Source organism: Flavobacterium potami (genome assembly GCF_020026915.1).
Lineage (GTDB): Bacteria > Bacteroidota > Bacteroidia > Flavobacteriales > Flavobacteriaceae > Flavobacterium > Flavobacterium potami.
Map to the genome: position 1 here is coordinate 804,187 of NZ_JAINUY010000002.1, position 22,644 is coordinate 826,830.

Genomic DNA, 22,644 nt, shown 5'->3' on the forward strand with positions numbered 1-22,644 from the left:
AATTTTAGTTCAAATGAAATCTCATATAAACCATTGCTGATTTCCTTGTAAGTTCATTCACCAGAAATCGCAATTACATGCGTATTTGATGCGCTAGAACCAATTGTAAGATCCTGTGGAATCACCAAAACAGTTCCTTGTGTTTTACTGTTTCCATTTGCAGGGAAAAATTCTAAAGCTGAGGTAATATTAAATCCAGGAGAAATTGCAGCTGAATTACTTTCGTTAGAAAACCATCTTTTTAGACCGAAAGAATTCACGGTATTGGATCCGGTTGCGACATTAAACCCGATTTTGAATGCATCATAATAAACGTCATCATTTGGATTTGCTGTTCCTTTGTCACTGTAAAGAATCGCATTTTCATTGTCTTTTGTAACCACAACAGGAAATGTCAACGCATTAAAAGTCTGCCATGAACACGTTCCATTGTTGTTAAACCAGTGTTCACCATATGTCAAGTAAAAAGCATTTGTAGGATCTGTAAATTTAGATGCAGGATAAGATTGAATATCTCTTGGCGATTTTATTGGTTTTACAATTGTTAAACCAATGCTTCCAGTTGCATTGTAATTGGGAGTATTTACCAAGGTAATTTTAGATTCATAACGTGCATCGTCATTTTGTATATCTTCTAAAAGGGTTAAATGATACGTGATTGAACTTCTATTATCACCAAAATCATCATGCGTCAGAGAGTATTCAAAACCATTTTGAAATTTGAAAATAGTTGCATTTTCTATTTCAGAAGGAAAAAATCCGTTTGGGAAATTTACTTTAAAATCTACTGTTTCGCCAATTTCACCTTTTACAGTAATTTGATTTACTGGAAAAGTATAATTGGTTGTAATTGCAGCCAGATCAATCTTAAAAGTATCGTTAGGATAAGTCGAATTTAAATTTCCAATTTGAATTTCGGGATCAGAAACCGTTTCTAATTTTAAAGTAATACTTTGATTTGCCGCCCATCTTTTATCAAATGAAACTGCAATAGTATCCGTTAATTTACTTCCTTCAAATACCAATTGATTTACTGGATTTACAGTAAAACTTTCATTATCATTTGTAGATGAAACTGCGCTGAAATTGGCGGTAACTGCACTTTTTAAAGATCTTGTAGTTAAAGCTACAGGGATTTTTAAAGTTTTAACCGAAGTATTAGTATAAGTCGATTGAGGAACTAAAAGCGAGTTAGTAGTTGGATATGTTAACGGAACATTGTTACTATTTACTAGAAAATTAAATCTCAAATAAGGATCAATTTCTGAACCTAATTTGTAATCATCTTTTGAGCAAGAAGCCAAAAGCAATGCTACTGATAATATGCTAAGTATCTTAATACGATTCATTTTGCTGTAAGTTTTCATTAAGATTAATATTAGATTGTGGTATTGGCAATACAAATTTTAAAGAAGGATAAGTCATACTGCAGTTTGTAGAAATACATCCGTCATTTCTGGTAATGCCTTTGTGATTTCGAACAAGATCAAAAAATAAATGTCCTTCAAAACAAAGTTCTTTTCTTCTTTCTAAAAGAACTTCCTCTTTTAGGTTTGAAGTACTCGTTAATAAGGTAGCATTCGAGCGCGCACGAATCGTATTAATATCTTGAAGAGCAAGATTTGCCTGATTGTTTTCTAATGCAGCTTCGGCTCGAATTAAATACAACTCACTTAATCTAATAGCAACATATCCTGCATTGTCCTGAAATTTTCTTGTAAAGTTGTAAGTAACAGGAGTTAAGAGTCCATTAACTAAAGTTTGAAGATTAACAGGAAGAAATAATTGTTTTCGAATGTCATTGTTTTCGTAAAGGTTAATTAAATCATTTGTTGCCACATATTTAGCATATGTAACTCCATTATATCCGAAATAGCTAGACATAGAACCTCCTACAGTGTTTTCAGCATCTCTTGGAATTGAAAACTCTAGTAAAGCTTCAGAAACAGGAAGATCCGGCTGTGCCCACTGTGCAACATAATCTGCTGAGCTCATCAATTTAAATCCTGAATTTGTAATAACATCAGTTGCAGTTTCATATGCATTTACCCAGTCTTTTTTGTAGAGATAAACCCTTGCCAACAGAGCTTTGGTGTTATTTTTATTAAAGTACGAATAAGTAGGACCAGCCATTGCAGCAGTTTCAGAATAATTTTCAATTGCTGATTTTAAGTCTTTAACAATTAAGGAATACGTTGTTGCTAAAGTTTCTCTTTTTGGATATTTAAGTCCTGATTTTATAGATTCTGTGCTGTATACAATTCCTAAATGTGATGCATCTGCAGTGTATCCATAATCCTGACAATAAACCTGAGACAATAGAAAGTGTGCGTAAGCTCTAATGGTTAATGCTTCGGCTTTTATCTGATTTTTTTCTACATCAGTAGCGTCATTTAATTTAGGTGTATATTCTAAAATTAAATTCGCCTGATTGATTATACTGTAATTAGCGCTATAAAAAGAAGCAAAGTTGCTGGTTTCGGCAGTATCTTCAAAAGAATATAATTCTCTAATATTTACTCCCGCCGTGATTTGTCCTGTACTGTTTCCTGAAGCAGTTGGAGTGAATTTTATATTTCCTCCCTGTAAATCAGAATAAACGGCAAATCTTTCTCCTCTAACATTGGCTTCCACATCGCGATAAAGTCCTTTTAACGCTATTAAAACACCTTCTTTATTTTGCAGAAGTTCATCTATTGAGGTTTGTGTTCCTGGTTCCTGTTCTAGAAAATCACTGCAACTTTGCAATGAAAACGTCAGGATTACTATTGTTATATATTTTAAATATTTCATCGTCTTAAAATTTTGCATTTACACCAAGTGAAATTGTTCTTGCTTGTGGATAGATATAACTAAACTCTCGAATTCCGTTCATTCCTTTCGGACTTTTTTCTTTGTACCAGTACAACACATTTGTAGCATCTGCAAAAACAGCAAGTGTATCTAGGAACATATTTTTGATTGGCACATTATAACTAAGGTTAACATTGCTTAATCTTACATAAGTAGCATCATAAATATACTTACTTAAGTTTGCAGTAACCGGAACAGTTGTTACGGCAGCGTAAGGCACAACATCTCCTGGATTTCTCCAATGGTAATAAGCATTTACAGATAGATTTCTATTTGAAGTATTCGAATACTTATCGATGACAGCATCTGATGCGAAGAAATCTCCACCTAATTGAAAATCACCTCTAAAGGATAAAACGAGATTATTGTAAAAAGTAAAACTATTATTGAATCCACCATAAGCTTTTGCCTGCGTATCTCCAATTGGTTCCCAATCTGCTATTGTAAACAAAGATTTGTAGGTAGCAAGATCATAAACTTGTCCGTTTTTAGTAACCAAATCTCTACCAGTAGCGGGATCTACACCAACCCAGTTGATTCCCCAAACTGTAGTACCGCTGTATCCGATTTTTTGCGCCAAAGCAAGTTCAGCTGTTGAAAAATCACTTCCCAAACCTTTTAAGGCAGTAACTTTGCTATCTACGGTAGAAATATTAAAAGAGGTAGTCCATTTAAAATTATTATTTTTTATCCATTTAATTCTTGTTTGTAATTCTACACCTTGATTGTACATGCTTGCTGCATTTAATTGCATAGAATTGTAACCCAATTCAGAAGGAATATCTCTTGTCGTGATCATATCGCTTTTGTTGTCGCGATAATATTCTAATGTAAATTCAATTCTGTTGAAAATATTAAAATCGATACCCGCATTAAATTTTGTATTCTTTTCCCAGCCTAGATTACCATTCGGAGCAGAACCAGGAGTTGCACCAGTTCCCCCATTATAATTATTTTGGGCGTAATTATATAATCCTCTTGATCGGTAAGAACCAATTCGTGAATTTCCTGTTGTACCGTAACTTGTTTTTAATTTTAAGAAGTTTACCCATGAATTATTATTGAAAAAATCTTCATTACTGATAATCCAGCTTGCTCCGGCACCTCCATTGTTGGCAACGTCATTATCATCACCAAAAACAGAACTTTGATCACGACGGAAATTGGCTAACAAATAATATCGTTTTTTATAATTATAATTAACCTGAGAAAATAATGAAACTCTTGAGTTATAACTGATTTCATTTCCAATAGATTGGTTTCCGGTGCTTTCGTCAATATTGGTAGTCAAAGGGTTATCGTCTTTTAAAGCGTTCGAAACTGGATTTATAACATTCGGATTAACAAAACCAATTCCTGATTGGTAATGAAAGTCGGTTTTATCCTCAGAAAGCTCAAAACCTAATACACCATCAATTGCATGATTCTCATTAAGTTTTTTATCAAATAAAGCCTGTCCTTGCCAGTTCCATTTAGTAGCATTTCTTTGATTTAAAAGTCTGCGTCCCCATCTTGGATACGTAATGCCATCTAAAACGAAAGTTCCTGTAAATTGCCCACTTTCATTTTGAGCAGAGAAATAACGATCTTGGTCTTTATCAACGTAATCCATCCCAAAAAGAGTAGAAAACTTTAGAAAATTATTTAATTTGTAAGAAACCGAAAGACTTCCTAAAATACCATACGTTTTTGCCTCATTTTTATTTTGTTCTATGGCAGCTAAAGGGTTTCCTCTCGTCATACCGCTTACGCCTAAAAAGGAATAAGAACCATCAGGATTGTAAGGAGAAAGAGTAGGAAGGTAGGCAAAAGAATAAAAGATATTTGGAGCATCTTTCTCAATGTAACTTGGATTCAACATTAAACTGATACTTAGTTTGTCAGAATTATATCCCAGATTAATTCCCGCATTTAATTGTTTGGTGCTGTTACCCATTTGCGGTTCATCAATTTTTGTATAACTTATGTTGGTTCGGTATGAAATTTTAGAAGTAGATCCAGAAACATTAAAATTATATTTATTAAAAATTCCTGATTTGTTTAAAAGTCCAAACCAATCCGTATTTACACCATTGTACGTTAGCGGAGTTGTAAGTGGAGAAGTATTTTTCAAAAATTCATTTCGTAATTCTGTATATTGCTCACCGTTTAGATATTTAATTTGGTTAATAGCAGAAGAAACCCCAAGTTGGTTAGAAAAACCGAATTGTGTTTTTCCTTTTTTTCCCTTTTTTGTTGTAATTAAAATAACACCATTTGCTCCATCTGCACCGTAAATACCTACAGCAGCAGCATCTTTAAGAACTGAAATACTTTCAATAGTTTCTGGCGCAATTTTCATTAAAGGATTCCCGAAGTTTTCTGTAAAATCTCCGTTTCCGCTAAAGTATGCACTGTCAATACCATATTCTTCTCCCATAATAACACCATCAATAATGATTAAGGGCTGACTAGAAGTTCCTGTTCTTGCTCCTGTTAAAGAAGGCAAAGTTCCTTGACCACGAATATTAATTTTTACAGGACCTCCAACTCCAGAAGTATTTTCAATCATTACACCCGCAATCTGACCTGTAATCATTTTATCAATACTTTCTGAGGCCTGTTCTACAGCGATATCTTTTGCATATAAAGTCGAAATACTTCCTACAACTTCTTCTTTTAATTTGGTAGTTCCGTAAGAAGAAGTAATGACAACAGGATTTAGTTCGTCTGTAACTTCTTGAAGATAGAATACAAATTCTTTCTTATAATCTGCTTTCTGCGATTGTGATTCCATTCCTAAGAATTCAACTTCAAGAACCTGATCTTTGATATTATCACCTTTTAGTTCGTAAGCAAATTTTCCGTTTGCATCAGTTATCGCGCCCATTCCAGTTCCTTTAATTCGAATTGTTGCGCCTGGAAGTGGTTGTCTGTCTTTTGCGCTGTAAACTGTTCCTTTAATAATTCTATCTGTTTCCTGAACACCAGAATCAGATTTATTTACAGGTGCTACATTGGTCAATAAAACCTGTTTTTTCTGAATGTAATAGGAAATATTAGTGTTCTTTAATAACTTTTTTAAAGCAGTTTCTAAAGAGACATTATTAACGTCTAAATCGGCTAATTGATCCGTATCTATTTTTTTTGCATTGTAAATAATTCTAAAATCACTTTGCTCTTCAATAGATTTGATAATTAGGCTGATAGGTTTGTTTTTGGCATGTATCGTTATTAATTTATTCTGCGAAAATCCTTTAAAACCAGATATAAGTATGGCTAAGAAAAACAGAATTTTTCTTAAAACGGGTGGTATCGTGAATGTCATGTTTGTTTAGTTATGGAAAATTGGTGTAATGGTAATTGTGTTTTGTTTAATAGAATAATTAAATGGCGTGTCGTGTTTTAGAAGTTCTAAAATGTTTTCGACACTAGAATCACTAATTTTTATTGAACCGGTAAAATTCTGTTTGGCCAAAACAGCATTTTCGTTGATAATCTCAACATCGTAGGTGCGTTCAATAATTTTTGTAATGGTAGAAAATGGCGTGTTGTTAAATACAATTTCGCCATGAGTCCACGCTTCATAAAAAGAAGTGTCAACCGTTTTTGTTACGATTTTCTTAGACTCGTTCTGCCAGACAGCCATTTGGGTTGGCTTAAGCAAAACGGCGTTTAAAGGATTGTCTTTTTCAGACATTTTAATGCTTCCTTCGATCAAAACACTACTCACGGTTTTGTCTTCAGGATACGCATTTACATTAAATCTTGTTCCAAGAACTTCAATATCAACTTCGTCAGAATGAACAATAAACGGATGTTCTTTGTCTTTGGCAACGTCAAAAAATGCTTCACCGGATAAATAAACATTTCTTTTTCCGTTAATGCCAAACTGTTCCGGATAACGTAAAGTAGTACCAGAATTTAAACTTACAAGGGTACCGTCTGAAAGTTTAAGTTTGAATGTCTTTCCGTAAGGAACAGTAAGAGTATGATATAAAACTTCTTTGTCGAGAACTTTTCCAAAATACATAATTTGATCAGGAAATTTTCTGGCAACCAATTCGCCTTTGTCATTGACCAAAGCCGTTAGATTTTTTTCCGTAAAATATTCCATACGTCCATCGCCTAATTCCAAAACAATTTCTTTAGAAGTAGTTGTTCTTTCATTAAAATAAAAAGCAATCCTTGCTAAACCAATACATACAACCAGAATGGCCGCGTATTTAAAATACTTTCTGATGCTGTTTTTTGGTTTAAAGGTAATCACTGGAGTATCACGTGAAAAATCTCCAGTAAGTGCTGTTAAGGCCCAAGTCTTTTTTAAAGTTATAAATTGCTTTTTGTTTTCTTCTGAAGCGTCAATCCATTCAAAAAGTTGTTGTACTTCTTGTTCTGAAGCTTCATTAGATAAGTATTTATAAATTAGTTCCGATGTCATAAATGCGTTTTTAAACTTCTCGCTATTGTTAGTACACTTCAGAATTAAAATACCCTACCTTTTATTTTTACTTATTACAAATAAGAATAAAAATCAAGAACAGATAATCGGATAATTTAGACTTTAAAATCTTTAAAGCCTTTGTCATATGGGCTTCTACGGCTTTTAAAGTAACTTGCATTTCTTCTGCGATTTCTGCGTTTTTTTTATTCTCAAAACGTTTTTTAATAAAAACTTCGCGAGTTTTAGCGGGTAAATCGTTAATGGATTCCTGAATAATACGTTCTAATTCGGTTAATTCTAAAGTGTCAAACTGAACCGAATTTAAAACTTCGATATTCAATTCTTTTTCTTTTTGGTTAAGGAGGTCATTCTTGAATTTATCTTTCACTTTATTGTGTCGAATTAAATTCAAGCATTTTGATTTGGCGTAAGTATATAAGAAAGCCTGAATTCCGTTGATGGATTCTACGCTTTCTTTATTTTGCCATAAGTGTAGTAAGGCTTCCTGAGCAAGATTTTCAGCTTCGTCATTATCATAGATAAATTGAACGCTGAAAGATTGAATTCGCCTAAAATATTTATCGTAGAAAAAGGTATACGCAGTTTCATTTCCTTCCTTAAAAGAATGGAAAAGTTCTAATTCGAAACTGGTATTGTTGTTCATCAATGCGACTTATCTTTATAAAAGCAATATTAAGTAAATTTTGAAAAATACTCGATTTTGCTCAGAAAGCGGCAAATATAAAAGTTTATTTATATTAATTCTAAATAAAATAAATTTATTGATTGTTTTCAAAAATTTTATTCAGAAAAGGTTTGGTTTGGTGTTTTTTTACCGCAAAGCACGCAAAGAATTACGCAAAGAGCGCAACGATTTTTTTAACGCAGAGTTCGCAAAGATTCAATTTAGATCTAAGAATCGAGAATAAAAAAAGTTCGCAAAGCTTAACGAATAAACTTTGCGAACTCTTTGTAAAACATAGCCCAAGGTTTCGACCTTGGGGATACGTGTTGGCAATTCAATACATCCCAAGATTTCAACCTTGGAGATGCATATATTGGTAAATTTATTGCGTCCCACGGTTGAAACCGTGGGCTATGTTCAAGCATCTTTGTGAACAGAACTCTGCGAGCTGCGCTTTAAAAAAGCATCCTCAAAAAAACTCAGCGAACTTTGCGAAAAAACTTTACGCTCTCTGCGTTACAAAAAAATTAAATAACGTTACGCCTAAAATTAAACCATCCCAAAACAATCAACAATACATTAAAAATAACCAAAGGCAGAAAAGCATTGGCAAATCTTATTGATGTAGGATCATTAAAAGTTTCAACTTTAAAATTCTCCCATTTTTGATCCTTTACAGCCGCGTCAGTAAAGATTTTAGGATAGAAATGCAATCTCAATCTTTCATGGAAACGTGTTGTTTCTTTCAAAAATAAAAGCTGATTTCCTAAATCTGCATGGGCAATTTCGTTCAACTGTAATTGTGTGTGAAGCGTTGGGATAAATTGCGCGATGCTTTGGCTGGCAAGATTTCGCTGCTGTAATTTGGTTTCCAGTTCACTTGATTGTACAGCAGATTCATCATCGCCCAATTGCTGCATGGCATAATACCAAAGCCACGTAAATTCCTTATCTGCCGGAATTTTGTACTCTCGAAACTGTGGATAATGTTTATAGAACTTTTCCATCGTTTCGTTTTTATCGGTATCCCATTTTTCATGATAGGCATTTCGCTGTTTTAAAGTCAGTTCTAAAGCTTCGGGAATTTGATATTTATTTACGATATAAGCATTAATCCCAGCCGGAACAATTATGATCAGAAACAACCAGATTGTCAATAAAATAACAGCGTTGAAATTAGAATGTTTTTGTAATGAAACAATAAAGAAACATACTGCAAACCAAAACAAAATGTATAGAATTCCAAGTCCGTAGAAAGTGAAAAATGACAAATCTAATGGGACGCTTAAAAATAAAACGGAAGCAAAAAGCAGAATACTAAGTAAAGCAATCAAACTTAAAATTCTGATATAGAATAGTTTTATGATATAAATAAAGGTGTTTTGACTTTGGGTTGCTACAATTTTCCAAGTTCCGCTTTCCTTTTCTTCAGAAATTAGATTATAGGAGAAAGCAATAATTAAAAGCGGAAAAAGATAAATGAGAACAAAACTCAAATCCATATTTCCTGCCAAAAGATTGTTGGCATTATTGAGTTCTGCATCATATTTCTGAGCTTCCAGACCGCGAATATTCACACTTTGAATCGACGGATTTACATCGCGTTGACCGATGGCTAAACTGTTTATTGGCAATGTTTTATTGACTAAAGAAAACTTGGCGTAATATAATAAGAGTCCGATTTCATCTTTATGAAATTCAGCATTTCTGGCAAGACTTTCTTTTTGATAAACTGTTGCTTCCAGAATATTATTTTGCTGTTTATCCTGAAACTGTTTTCCAATCAATAAACTTATAAAGCCAATACAAAACAAGAAAAACAACCCAATTTTGGTTCCTTTAGACCGAATGAAATTTTTAAATATTAATGATAACATACTATATGGCTTTAAGTTTTTGAGCTGCAATTCGAATTAAAATAAAAAGCAGCGTAATCCAGAGAATAATAGAGATGATTGAAATGATTTCGTTTTTTAGAACTATTGCAATCGGTTTAGCTTCATAATGAAAATCTTCAAGATCTGCCCAATGTTCTTTGCTGATAGAATAAGGTTTTTCTCCAGCAGAAGGCTTTTTATTACTAATGTATTTGATTTGCAAAGCATTCATTTTCTGAGCCATTTTATAACGATATTCTTCGGCTTGTTTCTGAAAATCGATGTACGATTCATAATCCGTATTTGATAATCCCATCGATAAATTTTTCATTGCTATATACGGATTCAAAAAGGAAACTGCTTTAGAAAAACTGTTTTGCTTTTTATACACCTGAAGTAATTCGGCTAAATGTTCGTTGTAAATTCTGGAGCTTATTTTTTCTCCTTCCGTCATAACAAATCCTGAATAATTGAAAGGAAGTTTCTGTACCGAATCGACTTTGTAAGCACGAAGAAGAGAATCTTTGATCGCTTTATAATGCGGATCATTCGGATTGTGGCTGTCACCTTGTTTCAAAATATCTTTTTCAACGGCACTGTTAAATTGAATTTTTGAAGGAGCTTCGAAAATATAACCTCCAATTGCTTGTGTTGTTCTTGGTAGAATAATAGTAAAGACAAGCCAGATTCCGATAAGCGTAATTAAAGCTTTTTTAGAAGTTTTGCTTATTGCCGAAATCAGAACTGCAATCACACAAAAGAATAGGAGATAAGCGAGATGAAACACTATAAATAATAGCATTTTTATGGTTTCGTCTGCTGTGATGGTGAAATTTTGCAGAAACAACCAAACTAAAACCAAAATAATTAAGGTTGGAATAAAAAGCATCATGATAACACTTGCAATTCCAAGTGCTTTTCCAATTAGAAGCTGTTTCCAATTGACGCCTTGCGTTAAAAGAATTTTTAAAGTTCCGTTTTCACGCTCGTATGCAATAGAATTAAATCCAATAAAAAAGATCAATAAAGGCAGTAAAACCTGTAAAACCATGGCAATACTGATTTCTCCAAAGCGCAGCATACTGTTAGAAAATCCAGCTTCAGAAAAATTGGCTGTATTTTGTTTGTGTGCTTCCAAGAAAATGGCATTTCCAAAAAAAGGTTCCATACCGAATTCGAAAACGCTTAGAGAAGTACTTTTTCTAAAAGCGAAATTTCCATAATGTGCCATTCTATGCGGATTCTTATCTGGATTTTTCAACCAATCTTCTCTCGATTCGTGCTGATACTTTTCACTGGTTTCGTTCTGGTTTTTAAAATTTTCCCAACCAGAGAAAATGGCATATAAAAGTAAAATACCAATAAAAAGTGTGATAATAAAAATAGCTTTATTCTTAAAAACAGACTGTCTTAAATGCTTGGCTATTAAAAGTTCTGATTGTAATTTTTTCATATAAATTAAAATTTATAAGTTACGGTAAGGCTGACATTTCTAGGACTTCCCGGAAAAAGTCGCAAATAATTCTGAGCGCCTAACCAATATGTTTTATTCAACAGATTTCCTGCGTTAACTGCAATCTGCATGTTGCTTTTGTTGGGTTTGTAATAAAGTGCAGCATCAAAAATGGTAAAATCAGGAAGTGTAAAATCTCTCGTAAACCATGGTACTTTACTGCTTTGGTATTGCATTCCAAAACCAATTCCGAAATCGTCTAAAGCCGAATCAGAACCAAAATTGTAACGTGTCCATAAATTGGCGCTGTTTTTAGGCGTATTTTGCTTTCTCTGACCAATTAAAGAGATATCGGCATCATTTGTAATTTCGGCATCAATGTAACTGTAAGAAGCGTTTATTTGCCAATCTGGAGTAATATAGCCTGCTAAATCGCATTCAAAACCACGACTTCTTTCTCCGCCTCTTGTTACCAAAAGATCAGGATTTACAGGATCGTTGGCTTTCATCAAAATATTACGCTGATTGATTTCGTAAACAGCTGCGTTAAAACTTACAGTATTGTTCAGGAAAACCGCTTTAATCCCAAATTCTTTTAAATCGCTTTCCAAAGGTTTAAAAATACTTCCCGCAGGTAAGCTTCCCGTTTGGGGCATTAAAGTAGTGGTGTTCGATTGTGGTTGATAACCTTCTAAATAGGTGGTGTAAACATTTATAGCACTGTTTACAGCGTAGGTAATACCAATTCTTGGCAGTAAAGCTGATTTTTTAACTGTCAATTCATTATTTGATTTGTAATTCGTAATATCCTCAAACCATTCGTTTCTTAGTCCCAATAAGAAAGTAAATTTTTCCCATTGAATTTGATCTTGAATATAAATCGCATTTGTTGTTGTAAGTGCAGACGGAAGTGCTGTACGAACATTCAGCACATAATCTTGTGTATTTCTAAGTGCATACGAAGGATTATTTAAATCAAAGAAATTGACGTTTGGTTTGGGTAAAATAACGCCGTTTATGGTTACCGTTTGATAATTTGAAGCATTTGCTGGAACAAACGAGCTGGCAACAGTTCCGTCTTTTAAAAGATAACCTCTTGCAGCATTTTGCCCGCCGCCAATATTTTTATTCCAACTGCTTAAATCATATCCTGTCAATAGTTTATGATTTAATTTACCTGTTTTAACATCAAAATTAAAATAAGTACTTAAATTATCAATATCCCAATATTGCTGACGCTGAACAAATTGCATCATGGCAAGACTGGTTACAGGTTGATTGTTCATATCTACTGCAAAACCATTGGTAGTTCGATGTTCCTGAAGGTTTTCGGTCCAGGTTTGCTTCATGTACGAAGCGTTAAAACCAATTTTTGAAGTAAATTTATGAGCAAGATTGGTCATCAAAATCATTTCTTTTGATTTAAAGTAATCTCCTGAAGCGCCTAAATTCAAACTAATTGGTGTCTGTTTTAAATTAGTCACACCGGCAACAGCTCCAAAAATGGGTTGTCCGCGATCTAGAACGCCGGTCATATCACTCAAAATCAATTCGGTATTGATGGCTGTTTTTTCATTTGGAATATAACTGAAAGACGGAGAAATCAAAAACGACTTATTATTCACTAAATCACGAAATGATTTTGCTTCCTGATAGGCACCGTTTACACGATACAAAAGTGTTTTAGAATCGTTTAAAGGTCCTGTAAAATCTAAAGTTCCTCGAAGCGTACTAAAACTTCCTACAGTTAGACTCACTTCTTTTCGGTCAATTGCCAAAGGTTTTTTTGTGACCATATTGATGCTTCCACCTGGGTCAACAGAAGAAAACGTGGCACTAGATGGACCTTTAATCACTTCAACGCGTTCGATATTATTGGTTAATGGTTGTAGAAAGTAATATTGTCTGGTACGCATTCCGTTGATAATCTGACCTTCTTCGTTTTGACTAATGCCTCGAATAGTATATTGATTGTAATAACTTGCAGGAATAACACCACTCGCCATTTTAACCACATCGGCCAGATAAATGGCACCTTTGTCAGCAATTAATTCTTTGGTTATACTCGAAATAGATTGCGGAATATCTTTGTTTAAAGTTGCCGTTTTTGTGGCTGAAAAAGAATAATCACTGTTGTACTTTCGCGTTGAGCGCCCTACAATTTCAACTGTCTGCAGTTCATTTAGTTGAGATGCTAAAGAATCTTTTCTAATACTGTCTCTGACTTTTGTATTTTGCTGAGCATTGGCAATAGAGTAAGTGGTTACTACAACTAATAAAGAGAATAAATTTTTCATCTCTAAACCGTTTGTAAATACAAATCTTCTAGTTCATTTGCCGAAATTTTCTCCGCTTCAATTACCGTAACCAAGTTGCCTTGCTTCATGATTCCGATATGAGAAGCCACTTCGCGCGCTCTGAAAATATCATGCGTTGCCATTAAAATAGCTGTTCCGTCTGCAGAAAGTTCTTTCAGGATCTGAGAAAATTCATTAGAAGCTTTCGGATCTAAACCACTTGTAGGTTCATCCAATAAAAGCACTTTTGCTTTTTTAGCGATAGCAATAGCAATTCCGACTTTCTGGCGCATTCCTTTAGAATATCCTCCTAAGTTCTGATCGTGTGCTTTGGCCTGCAGTCCTGCTTTGTTTAAAAAGTAAACCAATTCGCCTTTCGAATACTTAAAGCCAGCCAGAGAAGAGAAAAATTTAAGGTTTTCCAATCCTGTCAAATTCGGATAAAGCATTACGGTTTCTGGAATGTAAGCTACAAATTCTTTGGTGGTTTTTGCATTTAAAGTAACAGGTATATCATTAATGGTTAAAGTTCCTTCTGTTGGTTCAATAAAACCTAAAAACAAGTTAATTGTCGTGGTTTTTCCAGCACCGTTTTGACCTAAAAGAGCAAATATTTCGCCTTCTTTAATAGTTAAATTTAAAGCGTTCAACGCAATATGATCACCATACTTCTTGGTCAGATTTTCAGCTGTAAGCATAATTATATTTGATTTGGATTGATTTTTTTAATGAATGGTAAAATGATTTCAGGGCAAACTCTGTACGAATGCCTGAATTTTTTTTAAATAATGTTATAGTGATAGTTTACAGCGATTTATCCGCGAAAGCGCAACAAAAGGAATCCTTAATTTGTTGATTTTAAAGTAAAAATAGATTGGTCTCTTCGCTTGGAAAAAGCAAAAAGTTAAAACAGATAAATATTTATAAACTAAAATAGAGCAGGAGGGGCTCTTAAAGCAAATAAGCTGCCTTTAAAAAATGTGGAAACCGATTTGGTATATATAAAAACAGGCTTCGTTTCAATTTTAATTTTTTGAAAAAGTACCGTTTCAAGAGAATTTGGGATATAAGTACTGAATGCAAAATGACAAATATGACATTTCGTATCAACGGAATGACTATGCGTTATTTCCTTTTGATTTTTACTCGTATGATGCTCACAAGGTTTCTCTGAAAGCTGTTTGAAAACATGTTCATAAGAATGTATGGTCTGAAACAGCATTGCAGACAATACCATTAAAGACATCAGGAAATTAACAACAATAATTTTCTTTTTCATTCCAAATTTACTGTCGCTTTTCTCAGTGGATATGAATCGCAACAGTGTTGCAAATATAGATATCTTATTTTGAAATAGTACAAAGGCCAGTTTTAAATTTTAAAATTATTTTTGAAAAAGCCAGTGTTTATACCCACTTTACAGGTTATTGTATAATAATTGCAGCGTATGAAAATCAGACGAACCATCGAAATATTTGTGTAAAACTTCTTGAAAAACGGGTTCACTATTTTGAACACTGGCAAATAAGGTCATGCAAGATTGTAGTTTTTCGATATCAGGATTTCCAAAAATATCACTTACCGTTTCTTCTTTTTTCACCAGCTCGGAAGTAATTTCGACAAGATGCTTTCCTAAAATCGGATGCTCTAGAAAAGCAATGGCTTCGTCAGCATTTTTGATTTCGTAAAATTTAGAGGTATCACTGGAACCAGTTCCTTTTATTTGAGGAAAAATAAACCACATCCATGGCGATTCTTTTTTACCTTTTTTTATTTCATCCAGAGCGGTCAGATATAATTTGTTCTGAGCATCGAGAAAACGAAGCAATTCACTGTTGTTGTAGGCCATTATGTTCTGATATTGATTTGGGGTATCAGGTGATAAAACTACAGAAAATATGTTTACTTGTATATTATCAAATCTTTTTTTTAAGGTGATTTTTTAACATTTTAGATCGAATAATTGATAAACAAGAGTAAAAAAATTAGTGTAGAGATTACATTATTTAGTTCGGTTTGGCAAGGACAATTATTTAAGAGAGGATTTTTAATTAACAGAAAAAATAGTATTAACACGTCAGTTTTTTGTTATAAAATTCAATTTTAACATGGAATTCTGTTATGATTTTCCTATTTTTACTCTTATGGCAGTTTTAAAAGCGCCAAAATGAATTAAAATTTGAGTTGATATTGACCACTTAATAATATCAATTTTTCTAACGAGCTTTTCGCTCATAAAAAAACAAATGCTTATGAAAATAGGATTAATCGGATTCGGAAAAACTGGAAAATCAGTAGCTTCAATACTATTAGAAAATAAAAAATTCAGCCTGGAATGGGTTTTAAGACAAAGTAACGTTTTAGAGCACAGATCTGTTCCCGAATTTTTTGGAATCCAGTCAGAAGAACCCGGCTTAATCTATTCTAGCACTCATACCTCTGTAGAAGAATTATTGGATAAACATCCGGTAGATGTGATCATTGATTTTTCGTCAAGCAAAGGAATTTATACTTATGGAGAAACGGCGGCAAATTATAAAGTAAAAATCATTTCTGCCATCTCACATTATAAAGAAAAAGAATTAAAATTACTTAAGAAACTCGCTGATAAGACAACGGTTTTTTGGTCTCCAAATATTACGTTAGGAGTTAACTTTTTATTATTTGCTGCTAAATTTTTGAAGAAAATTGCACCTTCGGTTGATATTGAAGTAAACGAGGAACACTTTAAAGCGAAGGAAGGAACTTCTGGTACAGCTGTAAAAATTGCGGAAGCCCTAGATGTTGACAAAGAAAATATCAACGTGGTAAGAGCAGGAGGAATTGTTGGAAAACATGAAGTGATTTTTGGATTTCCGTTTCAAACGGTACGTTTAATTCACGAATCTATTTCGAGAGAAGCATTTGGAAACGGAGTAATATTTGTTGCCGAAAACATTAAAGAGAAAGAAAAAGGTTTGTATAATTTTGAAGATATATTGACACCGTATTTTACGGTTTAAGAGTTATCTTTTAAAAACAAAAAAGTCGTTAAGTATTGATAAAACTTAGCGACTTTTTTGTTTGGTTATTTCCCTATAATTTCTTTTCGATGCAAAGTGCCCCAGTCTTTTAGAGCCATAATAACATTTTTAAGCGATTTACTGTGTTCGGTTCTAGAATATTCTACCGTTGGCGGAAAAGTATCATAAACGGTTCTTGTAACCAATTTGTTGATTTCCAAATCTTTCAATTCTTTTGAAAGCATTTTGTCTGTAATTCCATTAATAATTTTCGAAATTTCTTTGAATCGTTTAGGGCTTCCGTCTAATGCAATCAAAATAGGAAGTTTCCATCTTCCGCTTAAAATTTCTAACGCATCTCTAACAGGCAAAAGTGCTGCCATACATTCCTGAGGTTGGCAGTCTTTTTCTGCAATTTCACTAATGATATCTGTTGCTATTTCCATATTCTTTGCTTTACTATCTTCAAGTATAGCGCTATCCTTGGGGATAGTACTATAAAAGGGATAGTAAATGTAAATAAGTTTGTATTGTAAAACAAATAATGATTCAATTATGAGCCAAAAAATTCTAAAAATAATAACAAGTACTAATGGAGAAAACTCTTTTAGTAATCAATTGTCTAATGCAGTTATCGAAAAGTTGAAGGCAGCCAATCCCGACAGTACCGTTCAAACTCTTGATCTTTCTAAAACGCCTTTACCGTATTTGACGGGTTTACATATTAGTGCTGTTTATGCTCCTGCAGAAACACATTCTGAAGAGCAAAAATCAGCGCTTCAATATTCAGACGAAGCAATTGAAAGTTTATTGGATTCTGATAGTATTGTGATTGGAGTTCCTTTATACAATTTTGGAATTCCAGCAGTTTTAAAAGGCTGGATCGATCAAGTTGCTAGAGCAGGAAAGACTTTCAGCTATGCCGATGGATCTCCAAAAGGATTGGTAAACAATAAAAAAGTATATCTAGCTATTGCTTCTGGCGCCATATTTTCTGAAGGCCCTTACAAAAGTTATGATTTTTCAGAATCGTATTTGAGAGCTGTTTTCAGTTTTTTAGGAATGACAGATGTAACTACATTTCGCGTAGAAGGAACCGCAATTCCTGATTTTGCAGCTAACGCTCTACCAAAAGCGTTAGCTTCGGTTGAAGAGTTTGCTTTTTAAATAAAATAAAAATCCCAGTTGTTACAGCTGGGATTTTTGTTTTAAAATGTTTAGTTTTTATATCGTTCTTCAAGATGTTTTTTTTCATCAAAACGATTTGCTGCAAGATCATCCAAAATTTGAAGAAATGAAATATCCATTTTTAAAAGCATATTATCTGTATCGTAAGCAATAGAATACACATTTAATTCTTCATCAACAGCGAGCGAATTTCCATCTTCAAGACCGTAAAAGGTGTAGAAAATCTTTCCGTCAATTTCTTCATCAAAGACATCATTATAATCTAATCTTTCTTGTATAGCTTCATCCAGATTATCATAAAAAAGATCTATTTTTCGAGCTGGAAAATCAAAACTAGAAACATCAATGCTGTTGTTTCGAATCTTGGAAAAGTCAAATTCTTTGAAATCATAATTAGAATGATTGATTTTTAATGCCCAAATCAAATTATCCCAAAGCAGAATTTCAACTTCTTCAAACCTCTCATTAACTTTGGAGAATATCTTTAATCCTGAAATTTTACTGTTTTTGCCTCTAATTTTGTATTTCAAATAGTTTTCGCCTGGATAATAGATTTCAGTGTATTTGAAATCAGGATGTAAATCAAATTTTTTAAAACCTTGAAAGTTATTGACTTTTGCCTGAGTTTTCAAATCGGCTAAATGATCAGGAAAAGAATCCATTATTCCATTAAAAAGCTTTTTCTGGCCTTCAATAATTAAACGAGATTTGTACTTTGGAAATAGAGAAGACAGTGTTTTCTGAATGACGTTCATTATTTTTCGATTATCATAGTTACACCTTGTCCACCAGCAGCACAAATAGAAATTAATCCTCTGCCAGAACCTTTTTCGTGAAGTAATTTTGCCATTACACCGATAATTCTTCCTCCGGTTGCAGCAAATGGGTGAGCGGCCGCGAGACTGCTTCCTTTTACATTCAATTTATTTCTGTCAATTGCGCCAAGAGCTTTCTTTAAGCCGATTTCAGCACTCAATTCTGGACTTTCCCATATTTTTAAAGTCGTTAAGGTTTGTGCTGCAAAAGCTTCGTGAATTTCATAAAAATCAAAATCCTGAAGATTTAATTCTGCTTTTTCCAGCATTTTTGAAGCCGCAAATACGGGTGCTAATAATAGATTTTGTTGATTTTTTACATATTCAATTGCGGCAATTTCACCAAAAGTGATATAAGCTAAGACTGGAAGTTGCTGCTCTTTTGCCCATTCTTCACTTGCGAGAAGAATACAAGAAGCGCCGTCGCTTAAAGGTGTCGAATTTCCTGCAGTCAGAGTACCATTTACTTTGTCGAAGGCAGGTTTTAATTTCGCTAATTTTTCAATTGTGCTATCTTTTCTTAGATTATTATCTTTTTCTAATCCGTTGAAAGGGGTTATCATATCATCAAAAAAACCTTCATCGTATGCTTTTGCCATATTCAAATGACTTTTCAAAGCAAATTCATCTTGTTCTTCTCTGGATATTTTATAGTATTTGGCTGTAATTTCGGTATGTCCACCCATAGAAAGTCCTGTTTGAGATTCTTCATTTCGAGGAACTAATGGACTTAAATCTTTCGGGCGAAGTTTTAAAAATGTTTTGATTTTTCCGCCTAATGATTTTGCTTGTCTCGCCTCTAGAAGAATTTTTCTAAGTTTTTCGCTAACGGCAATAGGCATATCACTGATAGAATCTACGCCGCCTGCAATTCCAGAATCAATTTGCCCTAATGCAATTTTGTTTGCGATATAAATAGCACTTTCAATTCCTGTATCGCAGGCTTGCTGCAAGTCGCATGCAGGAGTTGCAGGATCAAGGCTTGTTTTCATTACACATTCGCGAATCAGATTATTGTCGTATGTATGTTTGATGACAGCGCCTCCGGCAACCTCTCCCAATAGTTTTCCTTTCAAATTATATTTATCAATCAAACCATCAAGTGCAGCAATCATCATTTCTTTGTTTCCAACATTAGAATAAGCAGTATTTGCTCTTGCAAAAGGAATTCTGTTGTAACCTACAATGGCTACTTTTCTTGTCGTATTCGATTTCATATCAAGTTATTATTAAATGAAGAGGTGTTATGATTTTAGAATTATAAAGATAAAAATACAATTCGGTATATGTACTTAATGTAGATTAATTTCTAAGGAAATACTTCATAAGTAAATTTTGAACACCTGAATTCCTTACTAATTTAGTGTAAAATGTTATATTTATTTAGAATGGATAAAAATAATTTGGATAAAATAAGATTTGGGCCTACTTTTGCGCGACAATTTAAAATCAAACCAAAATGAAAATAATTTTTAGTGCAAAAGTTTATTTTTTCCTGTTGCTGTTTAGTTCATTAAACATGATCGGACAACAACTTGGAAATATAAATGGTAAAGTTTCGTTAAGTGGAAACAAACCTGCAGGAGACGTTTCTGTAACTTTAAAAGGAACAAAATATTCAGATGTTACTAGTGTTTCGGGACATTATGAAATTAAAAACGTAAAACCAGGAACGTATAATATCATTGTAAAAGGTGTAGGTATTAAGCCTATTGAAAACAGTGTTGTAGTAAGTGCAAAACAAACAACGACTAAAAACTTTTCGCTTTCAGAAAGTCAGGAAGATCTTGAAGAAGTGGTAATTAAAAAAAACAAATACAAGCAAGACAAACCATCATTGTCATTGCGTCTTCAGACTCCAGTTTTAGAAATTCCTCAAAATGTTCAGATTGTAAGTGGTCAAACGTTAAAAGATCAGCAAATTACGAGCATGAGTGATGGAGTAATTCGTAACGTGAGTGGTGCGGTTCGTTTGGAGCACTGGGGAGATTTATATACAAATATCACTATGAGAGGTTCTCAAATTCAAGCTTTTAGAAACGGATTTAATGTAGTTTCTTCTTTTTGGGGACCATTAACGGAAGATATGAGTTTTGTTGATCATATTGAATTTGTAAAAGGACCAGCAGGATTTATGCTTTCAAGTGGTGATCCAAGCGGATTATATAATGTTGTAACTAAAAAACCGACCGGAGTTACAAAAGGCGAGGTGAGTGTCATTGGCGGAAGCTATGATTTTTACAGAGCAAGTATCGACCTTGATGGAAAATTAGATAAAAAAGGAAAATTGTTATACAGATTCAACGGATCTGCTCAGAATAAAGGTTCTCATCGTGCTTTTGAACGTAATAATCGTTACGTAATTGCTCCAGTAGTTTCCTATCAGATTGACGATAAAACAAAAATTACAGCTGAGTATAATTTCCAGTATGCAAACATGACAGAAGTAGGTTCTTACTATGTTTTCGGACCAGCAGCAGGTGGTTATGCAACAACGCCAGTTGGTTTTACCATGACACAGCCAGGACTTCCGGACACCAATATTCAGGATCATAGCGGTTACTTAATGTTCGAACATAAGTTTGATGAAAACTGGAAACTTAGTGCACAGACTTCTTACTTTAAATACATTCAACAAGGATATAGTTCATGGCCTGGAGTTGTAGGACCTGGACCTGCCGATAGAGATTTTGACGGTGTTCCTGAAGGTAATCTGGCTTACGGAGATATCATTAGAAATGTTGGTATTTGGGATGCAGAAAGTAATATGTACTTGGGTCAGGTTTTCGTAAACGGAAAATTCAATACAGGAAGTGTTACGCATAAAGTATTAGGAGGAGTAGATTTAGGAAGCAAAGATTATATGGCAGATTGGGGACAATCTCATGATTTAGATACACCAGCAAATCCGTTTAATGTTTATAATCCAAATTATGGTACACCATCAAATGGTTTTCCACAATTTGACCATACAACCCCACTTTCTGTAAGAGCAAAAGCAATTGGTGGTTTAATGAGTACAGAATATGCCGCTGGATATATTCAGGATGAGTTAGGTTTCTTTGAAAATAAATTAAGATTAACGCTTGCAGGAAGATACACTTGGATCAGTCAGGCAAGTTGGGGTGGAGATCCAATTTCTGACAGTCACATTACGCCACGTGTAGGTTTAAGTGCTTCAATTGACGAAAATACTTCTGTTTATGCCTTATACGATCAGGCTTTTACACCGCAATCTGGTATCATTAGAAATGGAGACAAGGTAAAACCTCTTACTGGTAATAATAGAGAAATCGGTATTAAGAGAGATTGGTTTGATGGTTCGTGGAGTACTACTTTATCTGCTTACAGCATTTTAAAGAAAAACGAACTTACAGGAGATCCTGCAAATACTCCAGGACAGCAATTTAGTGTTGTATTGGGAGAAAAAAGAGCACAGGGTATTGAGTTTGACGTTAGAGGAAAAATCTTTGAAGGACTTAATTTGATTGCCAATTATGCTTTCACAGAATCTATCGTAAACGAAATTGATCCTGCTGTTTCTGCGGCAACCGGAATTAACAAAGGTGATATTGTGCCAGGTTATGCTAAACATACAGCAAATGCATGGTTAAATTATACGCTTCAACATGGTAAACTAAAAGGATTTGGCGCTTCTATTGGTGGAACATTCTATGATGGACGCCAAACGGATACGTGGAGTGCAGGTTTAGAAAGATTGCCTTCTTACTTTAAACTAGACGGAGGTTTGTCTTATGAAACTGGAAAAATTAAGGTTACTGCAAACGTATTCAATATTTTAGATAAATATCTTTACAGCGGTTCTTACTACGAATGGTTGTCAGCTTATTACTGGCAGACTGAAGCACCAAGAAACTTTAGAGTTGGTGTTACTTATAAATTTTAAATTGGTTTGTTTTCGTTGAAAAATTGCAAATCACAAAAAAAGCATCGTTTTTATGACGATGCTTTTTGTTTTTAAGTAACAAAGTAACAAAGGGACAAAGGGACAAAGGGGCAAAGGGGCAAAGGGGCAAAGGGACAAAGTTTT

17 protein-coding genes are annotated in these 22,644 nt (G+C 33.8%); 3 read left to right on the forward strand and 14 right to left on the reverse strand.

Annotated features, from left to right (window positions below; genetic code table 11):
* Positions 1 to 53: 53 nt before the first annotated feature.
* The 11 genes from K6T82_RS09360 to K6T82_RS09410 form a co-directional block, all read right to left on the reverse strand.
* Complete coding sequence (locus tag K6T82_RS09360) at positions 54 to 1,367, reverse strand: hypothetical protein (protein ID WP_223705663.1); 1,314 nt, start codon at positions 1,365 to 1,367, stop codon at positions 54 to 56.
* Positions 1,336 to 2,793 carry a RagB/SusD family nutrient uptake outer membrane protein gene (locus tag K6T82_RS09365; protein WP_223705664.1) on the reverse strand — a complete coding sequence of 486 codons (1,458 nt, stop codon included), beginning with the start codon at positions 2,791 to 2,793 and terminating at the stop codon, positions 1,336 to 1,338. The genes K6T82_RS09360 and K6T82_RS09365 overlap by 32 nt, the downstream gene beginning before the upstream one ends.
* A gap of 4 nt (positions 2,794 to 2,797) precedes the next feature.
* A complete protein-coding gene (locus K6T82_RS09370; RefSeq protein WP_223705665.1) occupies positions 2,798 to 6,160 on the reverse strand; it encodes a SusC/RagA family TonB-linked outer membrane protein in 3,363 nt (1,120 codons plus the stop codon).
* A gap of 6 nt (positions 6,161 to 6,166) precedes the next feature.
* Positions 6,167 to 7,273, reverse strand: coding sequence for a FecR family protein (locus tag K6T82_RS09375; RefSeq protein WP_223705666.1), 1,107 nt, complete (start codon positions 7,271 to 7,273; stop codon positions 6,167 to 6,169).
* Positions 7,274 to 7,340: 67 nt separating this feature from the next.
* Entirely contained in the window at positions 7,341 to 7,940 is a 600-nt protein-coding gene (locus K6T82_RS09380) for an RNA polymerase sigma-70 factor (RefSeq protein WP_223705667.1), read from the reverse strand.
* A gap of 548 nt (positions 7,941 to 8,488) precedes the next feature.
* Entirely contained in the window at positions 8,489 to 9,838 is a 1,350-nt protein-coding gene (locus K6T82_RS09385) for a DUF3526 domain-containing protein (protein WP_223705668.1), read from the reverse strand.
* Position 9,839: 1 nt separating this feature from the next.
* Entirely contained in the window at positions 9,840 to 11,291 is a 1,452-nt protein-coding gene (locus K6T82_RS09390; RefSeq protein WP_223705669.1) for an ABC transporter permease, read from the reverse strand.
* A 5-nt stretch (positions 11,292 to 11,296) separates the two neighbouring features.
* On the reverse strand, positions 11,297 to 13,588 hold the full coding sequence (locus K6T82_RS09395; RefSeq protein ID WP_223705670.1) for a TonB-dependent siderophore receptor: 2,292 nt from the start codon (positions 13,586 to 13,588) through the stop codon (positions 11,297 to 11,299).
* Between the two features lie 2 nt (positions 13,589 to 13,590).
* A complete protein-coding gene (locus K6T82_RS09400; RefSeq protein WP_223705671.1) occupies positions 13,591 to 14,286 on the reverse strand; it encodes an ABC transporter ATP-binding protein in 696 nt (231 codons plus the stop codon).
* Between the two features lie 230 nt (positions 14,287 to 14,516).
* On the reverse strand, positions 14,517 to 14,867 hold the full coding sequence (locus tag K6T82_RS09405; protein WP_223705672.1) for a hypothetical protein: 351 nt from the start codon (positions 14,865 to 14,867) through the stop codon (positions 14,517 to 14,519).
* A 138-nt stretch (positions 14,868 to 15,005) separates the two neighbouring features.
* Entirely contained in the window at positions 15,006 to 15,437 is a 432-nt protein-coding gene (locus K6T82_RS09410; protein ID WP_223705673.1) for a DUF1810 domain-containing protein, read from the reverse strand.
* Between the two features lie 403 nt (positions 15,438 to 15,840).
* Here K6T82_RS09410 and K6T82_RS09415 point away from each other — a divergent pair, with 403 nt between their 5' ends.
* Positions 15,841 to 16,590, forward strand: a complete 750-nt coding sequence (locus K6T82_RS09415; RefSeq protein ID WP_223705674.1) for a dihydrodipicolinate reductase C-terminal domain-containing protein — start codon at positions 15,841 to 15,843, stop codon at positions 16,588 to 16,590.
* A 65-nt stretch (positions 16,591 to 16,655) separates the two neighbouring features.
* Here the strand turns inward: K6T82_RS09415 and K6T82_RS09420 are convergent, their stop codons facing one another.
* Positions 16,656 to 17,036: a winged helix-turn-helix transcriptional regulator gene (locus K6T82_RS09420; protein WP_223705675.1), complete on the reverse strand. Its 381-nt coding sequence runs from the start codon at positions 17,034 to 17,036 to the stop codon at positions 16,656 to 16,658.
* A 109-nt stretch (positions 17,037 to 17,145) separates the two neighbouring features.
* Between K6T82_RS09420 and K6T82_RS09425 the strand changes: the two genes are divergently transcribed.
* Positions 17,146 to 17,757 (forward strand): FMN-dependent NADH-azoreductase, encoded by a 612-nt coding sequence (locus K6T82_RS09425; RefSeq protein WP_223705676.1) that lies wholly within the window; start codon positions 17,146 to 17,148, stop codon positions 17,755 to 17,757.
* Between the two features lie 50 nt (positions 17,758 to 17,807).
* On the opposite strand, the gene K6T82_RS09430 is transcribed toward K6T82_RS09425, so the two are convergent.
* Positions 17,808 to 18,533: a hypothetical protein gene (locus tag K6T82_RS09430; protein WP_223705677.1), complete on the reverse strand. Its 726-nt coding sequence runs from the start codon at positions 18,531 to 18,533 to the stop codon at positions 17,808 to 17,810.
* Positions 18,533 to 19,810 (reverse strand): acetyl-CoA C-acetyltransferase, encoded by a 1,278-nt coding sequence (locus tag K6T82_RS09435; protein WP_223705678.1) that lies wholly within the window; start codon positions 19,808 to 19,810, stop codon positions 18,533 to 18,535. Before K6T82_RS09435 ends, K6T82_RS09430 begins: the two co-directional genes overlap by 1 nt.
* Positions 19,811 to 20,052: 242 nt before the next feature.
* On the opposite strand from K6T82_RS09435, the gene K6T82_RS09440 reads away from it, so the two are divergent.
* The gene (locus K6T82_RS09440; RefSeq protein WP_223705679.1) at positions 20,053 to 22,500 is read left to right on the forward strand and encodes a TonB-dependent receptor; all 2,448 of its coding nucleotides are present in this window, start codon (positions 20,053 to 20,055) and stop codon (positions 22,498 to 22,500) included.
* The last annotated feature ends 144 nt before the right edge of the window (positions 22,501 to 22,644 follow it).